This window comes from Helicobacter pylori HUP-B14, assembly GCF_000259235.1.
Classification (GTDB): domain Bacteria; phylum Campylobacterota; class Campylobacteria; order Campylobacterales; family Helicobacteraceae; genus Helicobacter; species Helicobacter pylori_CU.
Genome location: NC_017733.1, coordinates 559,738 through 577,217 on the forward strand (window position 1 = coordinate 559,738; position 17,480 = coordinate 577,217).

The following is a 17,480-nucleotide window of genomic DNA, read 5'->3' on the forward strand; positions in this document are numbered from 1 at the left end:
TAGGGTTTAAAAAAAGAATTTCAAACTCACCAAGAGATTGCTTCTGTCTTGTGTGTTCGCCTTAAAGGCTTTATCAAAAGGGCTAGTGAGATCATTAACCTTATAGCCGTTGTGCATGCTCACCGCATAGTATTGTAAATTCACATCAACGCTAGCAAAAGAACCCCATTTATAGCCCAAGTGCAAGTTAATGGATCTTTCGCTCGCCCTGGTGGCGTAAGTGTATCTGCCTAAAATCCCCCATAAAAACCCTCTATACACCCCCCCACCAAAGACATATCCGCTAACAGAGTCTGCGGTAACAGCGTTACTAAAAACCAAACCATAAATGCTGTTGCTTCTTATGTCAAAAGGGATCGGGTTACCATACCAGCCAATCCTTGCGTTAGCGTTGCCAAAATTTTGGTAATAACCAAAGCCAAAGTTAAATTCGTTGTAGTCAAAGCGTTGGTGGATCAAAAGCGATGCACCCCATTCGCCAATCTTAGAGTTACGCCAATACACATCGTATAAATCTTTAGCATAAACAGGGAAAATCACATTGATAAGGGTTTGAGATCGTAACCCTACACCTATAAATTTCGGGTTGCTATCAATATGGATTTTAATCCCGGGCGCTTCGTAAGTTTTAGGTGAAAAATAAAAAAAGGGCGTGGCTTGAACATGTTTGCTAGAAAAATAGAGTTGTGCGGCATGGATGCCATCATCAACTTTTTTTCTGCCATCTTCAGTTACAATAGGGGCATACCAATCTCGTATCCATTGCCCCGCAGCTAAAGCCCTCCCAAAAGAGCTGAACCATTTTAACGCTATTTTAGAGTTGATTTTATAATCCAGTTCAAAACCCTGTGTATAACCGCTCATAAAATCCATGTTAGAAAGGTAACGCCCTAATTTGATGTGGAATTTATCGCCGTAAGAATAAAACAAATAGGAATTATACAGCACATAATTACGAGTGTGAGCGTCAGATTCTATGCGGGAGTCTTTCCAAGGAGCGTCGCCTAAATACCCCCACCAACGCCCTATGAAGTAAAAAAGTTCTGAGCCATAGACTTGGTGCGTAGCTTGGTCTATGAGCGTTTTGGTAGAATCGTAAGCGAGCACTCCTAAAATCCCGCCAACGCCTATTTTTAAGCTGTGTTTTTCTATGTTTTTAGGGAGCAGATTGGAATCCACTTGAAGCTTGATCGTGGCGGTTACAAAAGTGGCTGTAGGGAAAATGCCTTCTTTGGAATTGAGTTTGGAATGGTTAAACCCCACTTTAGAAAAAGATTCCGCTACCCCACTAAATTTATAATCAAAAGCCAACAAAGGGCTTTGATTGTAAAGAATGGAAACAAACAATAAGGGTAATTTTTGAAATTTTAACACAGAATAACCTTTGTTTAATTTTCGCTCGTATCATATTCCAATTTTATTAAAAACCTATTAAAAATGAGAGTATTCAAATAATTATCTAAATATTATTCTTTTTTTGTTTCGCTTCCATTTTTTATCGGCTCAAAAGAATACCCTAAAGCCTGATAAATTTGATTGTGGTAACGGACTTGATTGTCTTCTAAACTCTCTTGAAAAGACTTTTTAAAATGCGGATCTAGCGTGTTTAAAAACACCTCTAGCCCTATCGCGCTGGAATAATTCACCCAATCATGCCTTAAATCGCTTTCCAATAAGGAGGCGTATTCTATTAGCGTTTCATCGCTGTTTTGTAAGGCATTGACAATGAATAAATTCTTTCTGTCTTTAGGCTGGGTGAGTAAGAGTAGAGAGGGGTTGAAATTGATTTGTGTGGAAAGGATTTTAAGGGGCTTATACTCTAAAAGCCCTATTTGAGAAAGGATCAGGCCGCTTTTAGTGGTAGGGGTGTTTAAAATCAAAGTAGAATTTTTAAAAAACGCATCATGTTTTCTAAAATTTTTTGAAAAACTCGTGGCTTGCTTGTAAGAAATATTTTCTTGGTGTTTGACTTCAATGTTTAAAGACTCCGTGATTTGCCTCAAGCGTTCGCCTATTAAGCCATCATCATCGTATTCAATCACGGGTGAATTAGGGTTAATGAAAGCCGTGAGCATGCCTAATTGCTCTTTATAATCAATCCCCCCAAAATACAAGCGCTCGCTTAAAGAAAGCTCGGTATGATTTGCTAATTGTGCTTTATTCACCGTAGGCACATAAGTAGGGGTGCTAATGGTGGTGTTTTGGAGCAAATTTTCCACGCCCTCTTTAGTCAATAAGGCTATCACAAAAGGGAATTTTTCTTTTTCAATTTCTTTATAGGTTTGCTCTAATTTTTCAGGGCTTTCTTCATCGCTGTCAAAGACTTGGATATTGAAATCGTTGTTTCTGGTGTTCAAATACGCTAAAAGGGTGTTCATCACTGAAATCGCGTAACGGCCCACCACCTTTTTAGGCAGTAAAACCGCTAATTCAATCTTAGGCTCATAGCTTTCTTTAGCTGGAGTTTGAGAAGCGATGAATGCAGGGTTGAGTTTGTTTAAGATGTCTTTGTAATAAGTTTTAAGGCTCTCATCTTGGTTGTTGTTATCGTATTGAGAAACAAAAGAAAAGATTTGATTTTGCAGCATCAAGTCTTTCAAGCATTCCAAAGAGCAAGGTTCTGTCTTAATGATTTGCTGGTGCGCTGGGAGCAAGGGGGAAAACAGATAGCTTTTAGCGTTCAAGCTTATCGCGCAAAAAGTGGAAATAATCAGCGCAAAGCGTTTGAAAAATCTTTTTTTTAAGGCGTATGGCATTTTTTAATATCTTTTAAACTGAATTTCCTAAAACCTTATTATAGGACATTTAGCCCTAACAAGGGGATTAATTTTACCCCTATAATCCAATTAAAGAGGATTTTTCTAAGGCGTGTTGGGATCGAACGCATTGGACACTCAAACCCTATAAAATCCCTATCATAGGGATACAGAGCGAGAACCAAATCCCACCAACTTTAATTTTTTCAATCATTAAAGGATTGCATCATTGAATGGCGCATGCTTTCATGTTTTTGATTATCCCCTAGCGCCAATTATAAATATAAGGCCTTAAGCTAATGCAATAATCTCTAGTGCTTAATATATCCTTACGCATGTCCACTAATTGCCCAGATAAGACTTCTTGCACTTTTCTTAAATTGTTGATCTCAGTGTTTTGCGCGCTGATGATTTTTTTCAAGTCCCTTATCTCTTTAATCAAATCCGCATTACTGATCGCTTTATTGGCTTGCACTGGATCCGCGCTTAAAAAACCTAACGCCACGCATAAACTCACAACGACTTTTTTCATCACCGCTCTCCTCTTTTATCCTCTACTCAGCCATAGCCAAATAAAAGGGATCATTCCCTTTTAATGAAAACAAAACTAGAGCCTGAAATTCTCCATTAAGTTAAAGTTCATGTAGCGATAGATCTTGTCTTTTTGGCTCTCTAGCTTTTCGCTCACTAAATTCATGTATTCCTCTTTAGTGGGGATTCTCCCTAGTAAAGCGCACGCCGCCCCAAGCTCCGCGCTGCCTAAATACACTTTAGCCCCTCTACCCATACGATTATCAAAATTGCGCGTGGAAGTGGAAAAGACGACCGCATTATCCCTAACCCTCGCTTGATTGCCCATGCACAAGCTACAGCCTGGGACTTCAGTCCTTGCCCCGGCAGCCCCAAAAATCGCATAATAGCCCTCATTAATAAGCTCTTGCTCATCCATTTTACTGGGTGGCACTACCCAAAGACGCGCTTGACTGGGAGGAGCGTTTTTAACGATTTCGCCAAAGGCTCTAAAATGCCCAATATTCGTCATGCAAGATCCAATAAACACTTCATCAATAGCGTGCGGTCTTTTGCCGGTCGTATCCGCTAAAACTTCGCTCAAAGTAGCGACATCATCAGGGTCATTAGGGCATGCCAAAATAGGCTCAGTGATTTCTGCCACATCAATTTCAATGACAGCGGCGTATTGGGCGTTACTATCTGGCTCTAACAATACCGGATTATCCACCCAAGCTTGCATCGCATCTCTGCGTTTTTTCAAAGTCTCTTTATCTTCATAACCGCTTGCAATCATTTCATTAATCAGCTTGATATTGGATTTCAAGTATTCAATCATCGGCTCTTTATTCAAATGCACCACGCAAGCCGCCGCACTCCTTTCTGCACTCGCATCGCTTAGTTCAAAAGCCTGCTCCATTTTAATATCAGGCAAGCCTTCAATCTCTAAAATACGCCCGTTAAAGACATTGATTTTACCCTTTTTCTCCACCGTGAGTAACCCTTTTTTAATGGCATAATAAGGGATCGCATTCACTAAATCCCTTAAGGTGATCCCAGGATTCATTTCCCCTTTAAAACGCACTAATACGGATTCTGGCATGTTCAAGGGCATCGTGCCTGTAACCGCTGCAAAAGCGACTAACCCACTTCCTGCCGGGAAACTAATGCCTAAAGGGAAACGAGTGTGGCTATCCCCCCCTGTGCCTAAAGTGTCAGGCAATCCCATGCGGTTCAGCCATGTATGGATCACGCCATCGCCCGGATGCAACGCCACACCGCCTCTTTGAGTGATAAAGCCAGGCAAGGTTGCATGCAAACTCACATCGCTAGGCTTTGGGTAAGCGGCGGTATGACAAAAACTTTGCAACACAAAAGGCGCATCAAACTTCAAACTCGCTAATTCTTTAACTTCATCTCTGGTCATCGCCCCTGTGGTGTCTTGACTGCCTACGGTGGTAACCTTTGGCTCACAATAAGTCCCAGGCAAGATCCCTTTCACCCCACAAGCATGCCCTACAATTTTTTGGGCTAAAGTGTAGCCTTTAGCGTCGCTTTTAGGAGCGGATGGTTTTTTAAACGCTTCCGATTCGCCTAGCCCTAAAAATTTACGCGCTTTATTCGTCAAACCCCTGCCAATGATTAAAGGGATACGCCCAGAAGCCCTAACTTCATCTAACAAAGTTTCAGGCTCTAGTTTAAAAGTGCTAACCACTTTATCGTTCAGCGTGATTTCGCCTTTATAAGGATAGATTTTAATCAAATCGCCCTCTTTTAAATCCTTAACATCAGCCACAATGGGTAATGCCCCGCTATCTTCACAAGTCGCAAAGAAAATCGGAGCGATCACCCCCCCAATCACAATGCCCCCACTCCTTTTATTAGGCACAAAAGGAATGTCCTTACCAAAATGCCACATGATAGAGTTTGTCGCGCTTTTTCTGGAGCTTCCTGTACCAACCACATCGCCCACATACGCTACAGGAACGCCTTTAGTTTTAATGGCTTTTATGCGTTGTTCGTAATTTTCAATCCGGTTTTTTAGCATGGCTTTGGCGTGTAAAGGAATATCGCTTCGTGTGAAAGCGTCGCTCGCTGGGCTTAAATCATCGGTATTGGTTTCGCCATCAATCTTAAACACGCATGCTTCAATGCATTCATTCAAAGGCTCTTTATTTAAAAACCATTCGGCATTCGCCCAAGACTCTAGCACTTCTTTAGCCAGAGCGTTAGTTTTGCTCATTGCCGCAATTTTATCAAACGATCCATAGACTAAAAGAGTGGTTTTTAACGCTTTCGCGCTCTCTTTAGCGATGTTTTTGTCTTGACTTTCTAAGCCCACAATCAAAGGCTCTACATTATACCCCCCAAGCATCGTGCCTAAAAGAGTGGTCGCTTCTAAAGCGCTAATGTGCACGCATTCCAGTTTTTTTTGAGACAATTGGGCTAAAAATTCCGCTTTGACTTTCGCCCCCTCATCAACCCCAGGGCTTACTCTATGAATGAGTAATTCTTTAGTAAAAGCGGCGTTTGTGGGATCTTTCATCAAAATCTCAACAACCGCTTCCACTTGTTTAGCGCTTAAGGGGAGTGGCGGAATACCCTCACTTTCTCTTTCTGAAACGCTTTTTTTATAATCTTCTAAAAAATCTTTCATCATTTCTCCTTTTTAAATAGTATTACTCACTAATGCATTGCAAACTACTCCATGATAACAAAACTCTTTTTACTTTTAGTTAAGTTGTAAGAAACTTTAGCTACCATGCGATACAAAAAAGGATTTTAAGTGCGTTTTGGTAAAATTGATTATTTGAACATGCTCCCTTTTGATGTGTTTATCAAATCCTACCCCACCCCTTGTTATTTCAAACAATTCTTGCGGCTTAAAAAAACCTACCCCTCCAAACTCAATGAGAGTTTTTTATTCAGGCGCATTGATGCGGGGTTTATTTCTTCTATCGCTGGCTATCAATTCGCTCTCCATTCTTATTCTTTAGGCATTGTCGCTTATAAGGAAGTTTTAAGCGTGTTGGTTGTAAATACAAAAAACGCTTTTGACAAAGAAAGCGCTTCTTCAAACGCCCTCTCTCAAGCGCTAGGGTTAAAGGGCGAAGTTTTAATCGGCAATAAAGCGTTGCAATTTTATTATTCCAACCCCAAAAAAGATTTTATAGATTTAGCCGCTCTGTGGTATGAAAAAAAACGCTTGCCGTTTGTTTTTGGGCGTTTGTGTTACTATAAAAACAAGGATTTTTACAAACGCCTGTCTTTAGCCTTCAAACATCAAAAAACAAAAATCCCTTACTACATCCTTAAAGAAGCCGCTTTAAAAACCAACCTAAAACGCCAAGACATTCTAAATTACTTGCAAAAAATTTACTACACTTTAGGCAAAAAGGAACAATCAGGCCTTAAAGCGTTCTATCGTGAATTGTTGTTCAAACGCATCCAAAAACCCAAGCGTTTTTAGTGATTCGCTGAGAATGTAGGCTTAAAATTCAGAAAGGGTGTTTTTAAGCAAGATTAGGTTACAATCACAAGTCTTATTAAAATTTTATTAATTAATTAAGAAGGGATCATGCAAGCAAAAATAAAAAACAAGCGGGTTTTGGTGAAATTTTCTGGGGAAGCGTTAGCTGGGGACAACCAGTTTGGGATTGACATTCATGTGTTAGATCACATCGCTAAAGAGATCAGAAGCTTAGTGGAAAACGATATTGAAGTGGGTATTGTGATTGGTGGAGGCAATATCATTAGGGGGGTTAGCGCGGCTCAAGGAGGGATTATTAGGCGCACCAGTGGGGATTATATGGGCATGTTAGCCACCGTGATTAATGCGGTAGCGATGCAAGAAGCTTTAGAGCATATCGGCTTAGACACAAGAGTGCAGAGCGCGATTGAAATCAAAGAGATTTGTGAAAGTTATATTTATAGGAAAGCGATCAGGCATTTAGAAAAGGGTAGGGTGGTGATTTTTGGCGCTGGCACGGGAAACCCGTTTTTCACTACGGATACAGCGGCCACTTTAAGAGCGATTGAAATTGGATCGGATTTAATCATTAAAGCGACTAAAGTGGATGGCATTTACGATAAAGACCCTAACAAATTCAAAGACGCTAAAAAATTAGACACTTTAAGTTATAACGATGCCTTGATAGGGGATATTGAAGTGATGGATGATACCGCTATTTCTTTAGCTAAAGACAATAAGCTCCCCATTGTGGTGTGTAACATGTTCAAAAAAGGGAATTTGTTGCAAGTGATTAAGCACCAACAAGGCGTGTTTTCTATGGTAAAATAAGCCCTTTAACATTGGATAGAACTCAAAATAAAAGGATCATTTTGAAAAAAGAGAGAACAGAGAGTTTAGTCGCTCAAGCTTTAAAAAATATTGGGAACGATCGCTACATGCTAGATAATTTAGTTTTCGCTCGGGTGAAACAATTAAACGCCGGAGCCAAAACTTTAGTGAATATGGACCCTAAGCGTCATAAATTAGTGGATATTGCCATTAGAGAAATCGCTGAAGGGAAAATTGATATAGACAGGATAGATGAACGAAATTGACAAATCCGTTGATATCGGATTCTTACGGATTTTGGATGTTATTAAAAAAGTTACGACCCCAAAGGGTGGCATTGAAATCTTAAGGACTTTAATTGATTCCACGCCCAAAATTGAAAACGCCCTAAATTTAGCGACCAAAAGCCATAAGGGGCAATACAGAAAGAGCGGCGAGCCTTATATCGTCCATCCTATTTGTGTGGCAAGCTTGGTAGCGTTTTGTGGGGGCGATGAGGCGATGGTGTGCGCTGCGCTTTTGCATGATGTGGTAGAAGACACGCCTTGTAAGATTGAAACGATTGAGCAAGAATTTGGGCAAGATGTGGCTAATTTAGTGGATGCGCTCACTAAAATCACTGAAATCAGGAAAGAAGAATTAGGCGTGAGCTCTCAAGATCCCAGAATGGTGGTTTCAGCGCTCACTTTTAGAAAGATTCTCATTAGTGCGATACAAGATCCAAGAGCCTTAGTGGTAAAGATTAGCGACAGGTTGCACAACATGCTCACCTTAGACGCTTTGCCTCATGACAAGCAAGTGCGTATTTCTAAAGAAACTCTAGCGGTGTATGCTCCCATAGCGAGCCGATTGGGCATGTCTTCAATCAAAAATGAATTAGAAGACAAGAGCTTTTATTATATTTATCCAGAAGAGTATAAAAATATCAAGGAGTATTTGCACAAAAACAAGCAGTCTTTACTCTTAAAACTCAACGCTTTTGCGAGCAAGTTAGAAAAAAAACTTTTTGACAGCGGGTTTAGCCATTCGGATTTTAAACTCGTTACAAGGGTGAAACGCCCCTATTCTATCTATCTTAAGATGCAACGAAAGGGCGCGGTTAATATTGATGAAATTTTGGACTTGTTAGCCATTAGAATTTTATTGAAAAACCCGATTGATTGCTATAAAGTTTTAGGGATTATCCATTTGAATTTCAAACCCATTGTCTCTCGTTTTAAAGATTACATCGCTTTACCGAAAGAAAATGGCTATAAGACGATACACACGACCATTTTTGATGAATCTTCTGTTTATGAAGTGCAGATTCGCACCTTTGATATGCATATGGGGGCGGAGTATGGTAATTCAGCCCACTGGAAGTATAAAGCTGGGGGCGTGGATAATGAAGATCATCATGAGGGCATGAGATGGTTGCAAAATTTTAAATACCATGACAGCGATCTAAAAAACGACCCTAAGGAATTTTACGAACTCGCTAAGAACGATTTGTATCGTGAAGATATTGTCGTTTTTTCGCCTCATGGGGACACTTACACCTTACCGGTAGGAGCGATTGCGTTAGATTTTGCTTACATGGTGCATAGCGATTTGGGCGATAAAGCCACGGACGCTTATATCAATAGTAAAAAAGCCTTACTCAATCAGGAATTAAGAAGCGGGGATGTGGTTAAAATTATTAAAGGCGATAAAATAATACCTCGTTTCATTTGGATGGATCAGCTTAAAACTTCTAAGGCTAAAAACCATTTGCGCATCCAAAGAAGAAACCGCTTGAAAGAAATTGACACTAAAAGCATGATTAATATTTTAGCGACTTTTTTTGGGCGTTCTGTTTTTGAAGATGTGGATTTAAAAGATTATAAAAACTTTGAAGAAAAATTAACAGATTGCGGGGTGGAGACCACTTTAACAGAAGCGATGAAAAGCTTTGAGAATTTAGCCAAACTCACTGAAGAAATTGAAAATAAGGTGTTTTCTTTAAAAGAAGATGCGATTTTAGAATACCAAGAGATGAGTTTATGGACTCGAGGTTTAAGGTATTTGGGTTTTAAAACCAATGTCTTGAATTTTTTAACCCCCAACCGGCAATGGCAGTGTAAGGAATTGGAGCATTTTAGCGTTTGTTCAAGTAACGCTTTAGAAATCAAACAGGTGTTATTGAATGATTGTTGTTACCCTAAATACGGCGATGAAATCATTGCGATTGTAACGGATTTAAAAGATCCAAAGGCGATTGCGCACCATAAATTTTGCAAAAAAGCGATAGCGGAAGTGGACGCTAAAGCGCCTATGGTTTATATAGAATGGCACAAGCGCGATCGAACGATTTATAAAATGATGTTTTATTTAGGCGAAAAAAAGTCGGTTTTAGCGGGTTTATTAACTTTTTTAAACAGGAATGAATGCAATATTGTGGGCGTGTCTTACTTAGGCTATAAAGACAAATATTCTAGCCATTGTGAAGTGAGTTTTGAAATAGCCACGGATAAGGCGGATTGGATCAGAGCCTTAATCAATCGCAAATATCAGGATAGGATTGTAGAGTTATCCAGTCTGGATGACGCTTATGAGCTACAATAAGCCTAATTAAGGAATGAACATGGAACAAAAAATCAGTACCGCCTTAAAAGAGATCAAAAGAGGCGCTAATGAAATCATTGGATTAGAATACATTGAAAAGCTGGTGAGGAAATATTATGAAACCAATGAACGCTTTATCGTTAAGGCCGGTTTTGATCCTACCGCTCCCGATTTGCATTTAGGGCATACGGTATTGATCCAAAAACTGGCTTTATTGCAGCGATATGGGGCTAGGGTTAAGTTTTTGATTGGGGATTTTACCGCTATGATAGGCGATCCTACAGGTAAAAATGAAACCAGAAAGCCCTTAAACCGGGAGCAAGTCTTAGAAAACGCTAAAACTTATGAAGAGCAGATCTATAAAATTTTAGATCAACAACACACCGAAGTGTGCTTTAATTCCACTTGGTTGGATGCTTTAGGCGCAAAGGGCATGATAGAATTGTGTGCAAAGTTTTCAGTCGCTAGAATGCTAGAAAGAGATGATTTTACCAAACGTTATAAAGAAAACCGCCCCATTAGCATCGTGGAATTTTTATACCCTTTATTGCAAGGCTATGATTCAGTGGCGATGGATGCGGATATTGAGCTTGGGGGCAATGATCAAAAGTTTAATTTGCTGGTAGGGCGCTTTTTGCAACGGGCTTATGGCTTGAATAAAGAGCAGTCTATCATTACCATGCCTTTATTAGAGGGGCTTGATGGGGTGCAAAAAATGAGTAAAAGCTTGGGGAATTATGTGGGGATCACTGAAGAGCCTAATGCGATGTTTGGGAAGATCATGAGCGTGAGCGATGATCTCATGTGGCGCTACTACACCCTTTTGAGCGCTAAGACTTTAGAAGAAATTGAAGACTTAAAACATGGTATTTTAAACCAAACCCTGCACCCTAAAGCCGTTAAAGAAGAACTCGCTGGTGAAATCGTGGCTCGTTATTATGATAATGAACAAGCTATCAAGGCTAAAGAGCAATTTTCTAAAGTGTTTAGCGCAAACCTTTTGCCCGAAATTTTATCAGAGAGCGATTTTGATGAGGGGGTGGGGATTTTAGATGTTTTAAAACAGATTGGCTTTTGCCCATCCACTTCACAAGCCAGGCGCGATATTCAAGGAGGAGGGGTAAAGATTAATCAAGAAGTGGTAAAAGATGAGAGTTATCGTTTTGTTAAAGGAAATTATGTTATACAGCTTGGTAAGAAAAGATTTATGAAATTAAATATTAACTAATATTAAGGAAAGAGCTATGGTATCAACACTCAAACCGCTAAAAATCGGTAAGCACACCATAAAATTCCCTATCTTTCAAGGGGGCATGGGTGTGGGGATTAGCTGGGATGAACTAGCTGGAAATGTTGCCAAAGAAGGGGCTTTAGGAGTGATTTCAGCCGTAGGGACTGGTTATTATAAAAACATGCACTTTGTAGAAAGGATTGTGGCTAAAAAACCCTTTGAAGCCTTGAATTTTTACTCCAAAAAAGCGTTGAATGAGATTTTTGCAAACGCTAGGAAGATTTGCGGGAACAACCCTTTAGGGGCTAATATTTTATACGCTATCAATGACTATGGCCGTGTTTTAAGGGACTCTTGTGAAGCGGGAGCGAATATCATTATTACAGGGGCTGGTTTGCCCACTAACATGCCTGAATTCGCTAAGGATTTTAGCGATGTGGCGCTCATCCCTATTATTTCTTCAGCGAAGGCTTTAAAAATCCTTTGTAAAAGATGGAGCGATCGCTATAAAAGAATCCCGGACGCGTTCATTGTGGAAGGGCCTTTGAGTGGGGGGCATCAGGGCTTTAAATACGAAGATTGTTTCAAAGAAGAATTCCGATTAGAAAACTTAGTGCCTAAAGTCGTGGAAGCTTCTAAGGAATGGGGGAATATCCCTATCATCGCTGCGGGGGGGATTTGGGACAGGAAAGATATAGACACCATGTTGAGTCTTGGAGCGAGTGGGGTGCAGATGGCGACTCGTTTTTTAGGCACGAAAGAATGCGACGCTAAAGCGTATGCCGATCTTTTGCCCACGCTCAAAAAAGAAGATATTTTACTCATTAAATCGCCTGTAGGTTATCCGGCTAGAGCTATTAATACGGGGGTGATCAAACGCATTGAAGAGGGTAACGCACCCAAAATCGCATGCGTGAGCAATTGTGTAACGCCTTGTAACAGGGGTGAAGAGGCTAAAAAGGTGGGCTATTGTATCGCTGATGGCTTGGGGCGCAGTTATTTAGGAAACAGAGAAGAGGGGCTTTATTTTACCGGGGCTAATGGCTATAGAGTGGATAAGATTATCAGCGTGCATGAATTGATTAAAGAGCTTACAGAGGGTTAATTTGTAGTGCTTGTGAGGTTAGGGGTTGTTGCATGTCTTTTTTGGTTGCATTTTGCTTATGCTACAACCCTTAAAATTACCAACATTGTGCCTTTTGGCTCTAGTAGCGTTAAAATTCTGTTCAATCAAAAAATTAAGAAATTCAAAGAAGTTCCGCTTAAAAATTTCAAGAGTTATTTGGAATTAGAAGCCGTTTTAACCATTCCTAAAAAGCATTACCAATTTTCCAAGCAATCTTTCATCACGATTGCGCAATTCAGCCCTAAATTAGCACGAGTGGTTATCGGCTATGCTCCTAAGATGACTTATGAGATTAAAATCCTTAAAGACAAGCTCTATGTTTCTATCGTGGAGAAAAAGCCCTTAATTAGGCATCAAATGGCGTTAAAACCACCCAAACACCATGCACTCAAACACCAAGTGCCAAAACCCACCCCTAAGCCCATTAAAAAAGAGGCTAAAAAGTCTAAAGAGAAAACGCCAACTAAGCATGTGCATTCAAAACATGTGCATCCTCCATTGAACGAAAGGAGCGCTAAAAAAGAAATTCCTAAAAAAGAATTAGAAAATGAGAGTAAGAACCAAGTTTTTATAACAGAAAAAAATGACGCTTTCATCAAAACCAAGCGCAAAAAACACAAAAAGATCGTTTTAGACGCTGGGCATGGGGGGAAAGATTGCGGGGCGATGAGCGCGAATTTGGTGTGTGAAAAAGACATTGTTTTAGAAGTGGTGAAGTTTTTACATAAAGAGCTTAAAAAGAGAGGCTATAGCGTTTTATTGACAAGGGATAAGGATATTTATATTGATTTAGTGGCTCGCACGGAATTAGCCAATAAAAAAAGCGCGGATTTATTCATCTCAGTGCATGCCAATTCCATCCCTAAACACTCCACCTCTAACGCTCATGGCATAGAGACTTATTTTTTATCCACCGCAAGGAGTGAAAGGGCTAGGAAAGTGGCTGAGCAAGAAAATAAAGACGATGTGAATTTAATGGATCATTTTTCTAAAAGTTTGCTTTTAAATTCATTGAACACGCAACGATTGATTGTTTCTAACAAACTGGCGATTGATGTGCAATACGGCATGCTCCAAAGTGTCCGCAAAAATTACCCTGATGTGGTGGATGGGGGCGTGAGAGAGGGGCCTTTTTGGGTGTTGGCCGGGGCTTTAATGCCTTCAATTTTAATAGAAATTGGTTATAATTCCCATGCGATAGAATCTAAACGCATCCAAAGCAAACCGTATCAAAAAATCTTGGCTAAGGGCATTGCTGATGGCATTGATAGTTTCTTCAGCAAGAATGATTAGGCAATGATTAGGCTATAGATGAATTTTTATCAAAAGATATACACGCATAAAGTCGTTTTTTCTTCATTGTTTTTTTTGTTGTTTTTGTTCAATGTGGAAACTTTGTTGTTTTCGCATTTCAGCGATGATTTTTCGCAATTGTTTTTTTTGTTTGAAAACCATGTTTATGATTTCATTGTCAAATTAGATTACTTGGGGCTAATAAGCGTTTCTTTGATTTATCTGCTTGTGCTTATTCTAAAGCCTTTCACTCTCACGCGCCAAAAATGCGCTTGCGTAGGGATATTATGCCTTTCTTTCTACGCTTGGAATTTTCCTATTAAACATTCTTTAATCGTGCTTTATCTTTTCTACTTTGCGCTGTTAGCGACTTTATTGTGGCGTTTTTTAGGGGCTAGCATGAAGCAATCTTTCTTGCCCTCTATGAATATTTGCATCGTGTGGGTTTTTGCTTCTTCTTTACAGAGTTTTAGGTTTTTAAGTGTGTCTGATTGCGTGGATTTTTCCCTTTTTATACTCGCTCTTATTTTATTGATACTGGTTTTAATCTATTGCAAACGCCTTTTTGGGTTGTATGAATACGCTAACACGCTTATTTTGATCGTGGGGCTTAGCGTGGTGGTGCTATGCTCTAGCATGTTCATTCAAACTAAAGAATATTATGGCATGCGATTGGGTTTTTATTTTTTAGGCTTGTTAGGGTGGCTTTTAGAATATGTGCATAACACTTTAAGGCGCTTGGAACATCAAATTTAAAGCTCAAGTAGGGATAACTTAAAGCCTTTTGATTGGGTGTCCTTGATTGAGTGTCTTTTTGGGGCTTAAAAGCGGTTTTACAAAAATCTTAAAGAGGTTTGATGATCTTTTGTTTTTGGCGTTCTTGCTCTAATTTAGCTACTTGAGCAAAGACTATCGCCACGGCTTCAAACAATTCTTCTGGTATGGTAGCGTTTAATTTCACATCCCTATAAAGCTCTCTAGCGAGCGTTTTATTTTCTATAATTTCTATGTCATGCTCTCTGGCGATTCCCTTAATCCTAATGGCTAAATAATCCGTGCCTTTAGCCACTACCACAGGCACAGGGTGTTCTTCATCAAATTTGAGAGCGACAGCGTAATGGGTAGGGTTAGTAACCACGACATTGGCTTTAGGGATTTCTTGCATCATTTTATTCGTGGCGTTTTTTACCATCATTTGGCGGATTTTGGCTTTGATTTCTGGGTTCCCTTCTTGCTGTTTGTATTCGTCCTTAACTTCTTGTTTAGTCATTTTTAAAGAGTTGGTGTATTGGCGGCGTTTGATTATTAAATCTATAAAAGCCAAAACAAAAAATAAAAATAAAAGCGAAGAAATGAGCGCTAACGCCTTGCTTTTAAACCACAATAACTGGCCTTGCAAATTCAAAAGAGCCGCATGGTTTAATTCCCCTAAAAATAAGGAAAAGATGAAAAACCCCAGAAAAAAAGCTAAAAAAACTTTCAAAGTGATCAAACTCCCATCAAGGAGCTTTTTTAAAGAAAAAAGGTTTTTGACGCCATTGATAGGGTTGATTTTAGAAAATTTAGGCTCAATGACTTTAGGGGCAAAGAGCCAGCCAAATTGCAAGACATTGGATAAAAACGCCACCACCATTAAAATGATTAAAACAGGCAAAAGCAATAAAAAAGTGTCTTTAGCCAGCTGGTTAAACAGCTCTTGAACGCTTTCTTTGCTAAAATCTAGGGAAAAATCTTTCAACACATGGCGATACATTTCGCTAAAGCCATCCACCCACCATATAAAAAAAACAAAAATACTCATTAGCCCGGCCAATAACCCTAAAACCCCCACCACTTCCATGCTCTTAGGCACATTGCCTTCTTCTCTGGCTTTTTGGATTTTTTTCGCACTAGGGAGTTCGGTTTTTTTCTTCTTCAGCCATTTGATCCCTCTTTTAAAATTTGAACGGCTAATTCATAGTCTTTTAGGGTGTTGAGGTTTAAAAATTCTTCTTCTTGATTAAAATTGATAGCGACAGAAAGGGTATTTTTCACAAGATCGCTAAGGCGATAATTTTGTGTTTTAAGAGCGTAACTAAGGGCGTTAAGGATACTTTGATGCCAAAAAGAAATCAAATAATGTTCTTTTGTGGGGCTTTTAGCATAGACTACGCTAAAATTTTTAACCCCACAAAGAGCCTTGATGCTCTCAAAGGACACTAAAGGCGTATCTATAGGGATAAAAAAAATATAAGGGGTTTGCAACGTTAAAAAAGCGTTATGAATGCCAAAAAGGGGTGAAAAAAGACCGCTTTCTCTTTCTAAAAGATAGGGAGCGTTTAATTCATACGATTTCTTAGCACTGATAATGACTTGTTTGAAAAGTTTTAAAAGGCGCGAGTATTGGTATTCTAAAAGGCTAGAATACGATTTTAAAGGCATGAGAGCCTTATTGATTTGAATGTTATTGATGGTAAAACGAGAGCTTTTGCCCCCAGCTAATAAAACGCAAGGAATGTTATCAATGATAGGGTTTTTCAAAAGATCTATCCATGTTTAGTATTGTTAAGTCATTGTTTATTATGTTACACTAAAAGCTTAAATAAAGGGCATAAGGGAAAAGGGAGTGTTAGTAGATAGTTTTAATAGGGTTATTGACTATATTAGGGTTTCTGTAACCAAGCAATGTAATTTCAGGTGTCAGTATTGCATGCCTGCTACGCCATTAAATTTTTTTGATGATGAAGAATTATTGCCTTTGGATAATGTTTTAGAATTTCTTAAAATCGCCATTGATGAAGGCGTTAAAAAAATTAGAATCACGGGTGGGGAGCCGCTATTACGCAAGGGTTTAGACGAGTTTATCGCTAAATTGCACGCTTACAATAAAGAAGTGGCGTTAGTTTTAAGCACTAATGGTTTTTTACTCAAAAAAATGGCTAAGGATTTAAAAAATGCCGGGTTATCGCGAGTGAATGTTTCATTGGATTCTTTAAAAAGCGATAGGGTTTTAAAAATCTCTCAAAAAGACGCTCTTAAAAACACGCTAGAAGGGATTGAAGAGTCCTTAAAAGCGGGTTTAAAACTCAAATTAAACACGGTTGTGATGAAAGGCGTTAATGATGATGAAATCTTAGAGCTTTTAGAATACGCGAAAAACAGGCATATACAAATCCGCTACATTGAATTTATGGAAAATACGCATGCTAAAAGTTTGGTTAAAGGCTTGAAAGAGGAAGAAATTTTAGATTTGATCGCTCAAAAATACAAAATAATGGAGACAGAAAAACCCAAACAAGGGTCTTCTAAAATCTACACGCTAGAAAATGGCTATCAATTTGGCATTATCGCTCCGCATAGCGATGATTTTTGCCAATCTTGCAATCGTATCCGCTTGGCTTCTGATGGCAAGATTTGCCCATGTTTATACTATCAAGACGCCATAGACGCTAAAGAAGCGATCATAAATAAAGATACAAAAATGATGAAAAGGCTTTTAAAACAATCTGTCATCAATAAACCAGAAAAAAACATGTGGAATGATAAAAACAGCGAAACTCCCACAAGGGCGTTTTACTACACAGGGGGGTAGGGGAGTAAAATATTTATCATTTTAAACCTTTTTATTAAAAATAAAGCGGTTTGCTTAGGATTTTTGGTTATAGTGGCTAGGATCAAACAATAAGGAGGTCTTTATGGAAA

The 17,480-nt window shown here is 39.2% G+C and carries 15 protein-coding genes; 9 read left to right on the plus strand and 6 right to left on the minus strand.

Going from position 1 to position 17,480, the window contains the following annotated elements; all coding sequences use genetic code 11:
* Positions 1-6: 6 nt before the first annotated feature.
* The 4 genes from hofE to acnB all read right to left on the minus strand — a co-directional run bounded on the left by hofE (position 7) and on the right by acnB (position 5,922).
* Positions 7-1,374, minus strand: coding sequence for an outer membrane beta-barrel protein HofE (hofE, locus tag HPB14_RS02770; protein ID WP_000911502.1), 1,368 nt, complete (start codon positions 1,372-1,374; stop codon positions 7-9).
* A gap of 92 nt (positions 1,375-1,466) precedes the next feature.
* Positions 1,467-2,756 (minus strand): DDE transposase, encoded by a 1,290-nt coding sequence (locus HPB14_RS02775; RefSeq protein ID WP_001145979.1) that lies wholly within the window; start codon positions 2,754-2,756, stop codon positions 1,467-1,469.
* A gap of 265 nt (positions 2,757-3,021) precedes the next feature.
* Positions 3,022-3,288 carry a hypothetical protein gene (locus HPB14_RS02780; RefSeq protein ID WP_000758357.1) on the minus strand — a complete coding sequence of 89 codons (267 nt, stop codon included), beginning with the start codon at positions 3,286-3,288 and terminating at the stop codon, positions 3,022-3,024.
* Positions 3,289-3,363: 75 nt separating this feature from the next.
* The gene (acnB, locus tag HPB14_RS02785; protein ID WP_014658445.1) at positions 3,364-5,922 is read right to left on the minus strand and encodes a bifunctional aconitate hydratase 2/2-methylisocitrate dehydratase; all 2,559 of its coding nucleotides are present in this window, start codon (positions 5,920-5,922) and stop codon (positions 3,364-3,366) included.
* Positions 5,923-6,051: 129 nt separating this feature from the next.
* On the opposite strand from acnB, the gene HPB14_RS02790 reads away from it, so the two are divergent.
* The 8 genes from HPB14_RS02790 to HPB14_RS02825 all read left to right on the plus strand — a co-directional run bounded on the left by HPB14_RS02790 (position 6,052) and on the right by HPB14_RS02825 (position 14,555).
* Positions 6,052-6,735, plus strand: a complete 684-nt coding sequence (locus HPB14_RS02790) for an MqnA/MqnD/SBP family protein (RefSeq protein ID WP_001210721.1) — start codon at positions 6,052-6,054, stop codon at positions 6,733-6,735.
* Positions 6,736-6,843: 108 nt separating this feature from the next.
* Entirely contained in the window at positions 6,844-7,566 is a 723-nt protein-coding gene (gene pyrH / locus HPB14_RS02795; protein ID WP_001148063.1) for a UMP kinase, read from the plus strand.
* 41 nt (positions 7,567-7,607) lie between these two features.
* On the plus strand, positions 7,608-7,832 hold the full coding sequence (locus HPB14_RS02800; RefSeq protein WP_000712202.1) for a DNA-directed RNA polymerase subunit omega: 225 nt from the start codon (positions 7,608-7,610) through the stop codon (positions 7,830-7,832).
* Positions 7,819-10,149, plus strand: coding sequence for a RelA/SpoT family protein (locus tag HPB14_RS02805; RefSeq protein WP_001002280.1), 2,331 nt, complete (start codon positions 7,819-7,821; stop codon positions 10,147-10,149). The genes HPB14_RS02800 and HPB14_RS02805 overlap by 14 nt, the downstream gene beginning before the upstream one ends.
* A 19-nt stretch (positions 10,150-10,168) precedes the next feature.
* A complete protein-coding gene (gene tyrS / locus HPB14_RS02810) occupies positions 10,169-11,377 on the plus strand; it encodes a tyrosine--tRNA ligase (RefSeq protein WP_000435709.1) in 1,209 nt (402 codons plus the stop codon).
* A 16-nt stretch (positions 11,378-11,393) separates the two neighbouring features.
* Positions 11,394-12,485: a decanoate oxidase/trans-2-decenoyl-[acyl-carrier protein] isomerase FabX gene (gene fabX / locus HPB14_RS02815; RefSeq protein ID WP_000255205.1), complete on the plus strand. Its 1,092-nt coding sequence runs from the start codon at positions 11,394-11,396 to the stop codon at positions 12,483-12,485.
* Positions 12,486-12,491: 6 nt separating this feature from the next.
* Positions 12,492-13,799 carry an N-acetylmuramoyl-L-alanine amidase family protein gene (locus HPB14_RS02820; protein ID WP_014658446.1) on the plus strand — a complete coding sequence of 436 codons (1,308 nt, stop codon included), beginning with the start codon at positions 12,492-12,494 and terminating at the stop codon, positions 13,797-13,799.
* Between the two features lie 18 nt (positions 13,800-13,817).
* Positions 13,818-14,555 carry a hypothetical protein gene (locus HPB14_RS02825; RefSeq protein WP_001012458.1) on the plus strand — a complete coding sequence of 246 codons (738 nt, stop codon included), beginning with the start codon at positions 13,818-13,820 and terminating at the stop codon, positions 14,553-14,555.
* 88 nt (positions 14,556-14,643) lie between these two features.
* On the opposite strand, the gene flhB is transcribed toward HPB14_RS02825, so the two are convergent.
* Positions 14,644-15,717 (minus strand): flagellar biosynthesis protein FlhB, encoded by a 1,074-nt coding sequence (gene flhB, locus HPB14_RS02830; RefSeq protein ID WP_041199429.1) that lies wholly within the window; start codon positions 15,715-15,717, stop codon positions 14,644-14,646.
* The gene (gene mobA, locus HPB14_RS02835) at positions 15,714-16,319 is read right to left on the minus strand and encodes a molybdenum cofactor guanylyltransferase MobA (protein WP_000795313.1); all 606 of its coding nucleotides are present in this window, start codon (positions 16,317-16,319) and stop codon (positions 15,714-15,716) included. The genes flhB and mobA overlap by 4 nt, the downstream gene beginning before the upstream one ends.
* Positions 16,320-16,404: 85 nt before the next feature.
* On the opposite strand from mobA, the gene moaA reads away from it, so the two are divergent.
* Complete coding sequence (gene moaA / locus HPB14_RS02840) at positions 16,405-17,370, plus strand: GTP 3',8-cyclase MoaA (RefSeq protein WP_014658447.1); 966 nt, start codon at positions 16,405-16,407, stop codon at positions 17,368-17,370.
* Positions 17,371-17,480: the final 110 nt, after the last annotated feature.

What these genes read in the sequence shown, in the direction of transcription:
- HPB14_RS02775 (WP_001145979.1), bottom strand. Translation starts at nt 2,756, where the DNA reads ATGCCATACGCCTTAAAAAAAAGATTTTTCAAACGCTTTGCGCTGATT.
- HPB14_RS02780 (WP_000758357.1), bottom strand. Translation starts at nt 3,288, where the DNA reads ATGAAAAAAGTCGTTGTGAGTTTATGCGTGGCGTTAGGTTTTTTAAGC.
- acnB (WP_014658445.1), bottom strand. Translation starts at nt 5,922, where the DNA reads ATGAAAGATTTTTTAGAAGATTATAAAAAAAGCGTTTCAGAAAGAGAA.
- pyrH (WP_001148063.1), top strand. Translation starts at nt 6,844, where the DNA reads ATGCAAGCAAAAATAAAAAACAAGCGGGTTTTGGTGAAATTTTCTGGG.
- HPB14_RS02805 (WP_001002280.1), top strand. Translation starts at nt 7,819, where the DNA reads ATGAACGAAATTGACAAATCCGTTGATATCGGATTCTTACGGATTTTG.
- tyrS (WP_000435709.1), top strand. Translation starts at nt 10,169, where the DNA reads ATGGAACAAAAAATCAGTACCGCCTTAAAAGAGATCAAAAGAGGCGCT.
- fabX (WP_000255205.1), top strand. Translation starts at nt 11,394, where the DNA reads ATGGTATCAACACTCAAACCGCTAAAAATCGGTAAGCACACCATAAAA.
- HPB14_RS02825 (WP_001012458.1), top strand. Translation starts at nt 13,818, where the DNA reads ATGAATTTTTATCAAAAGATATACACGCATAAAGTCGTTTTTTCTTCA.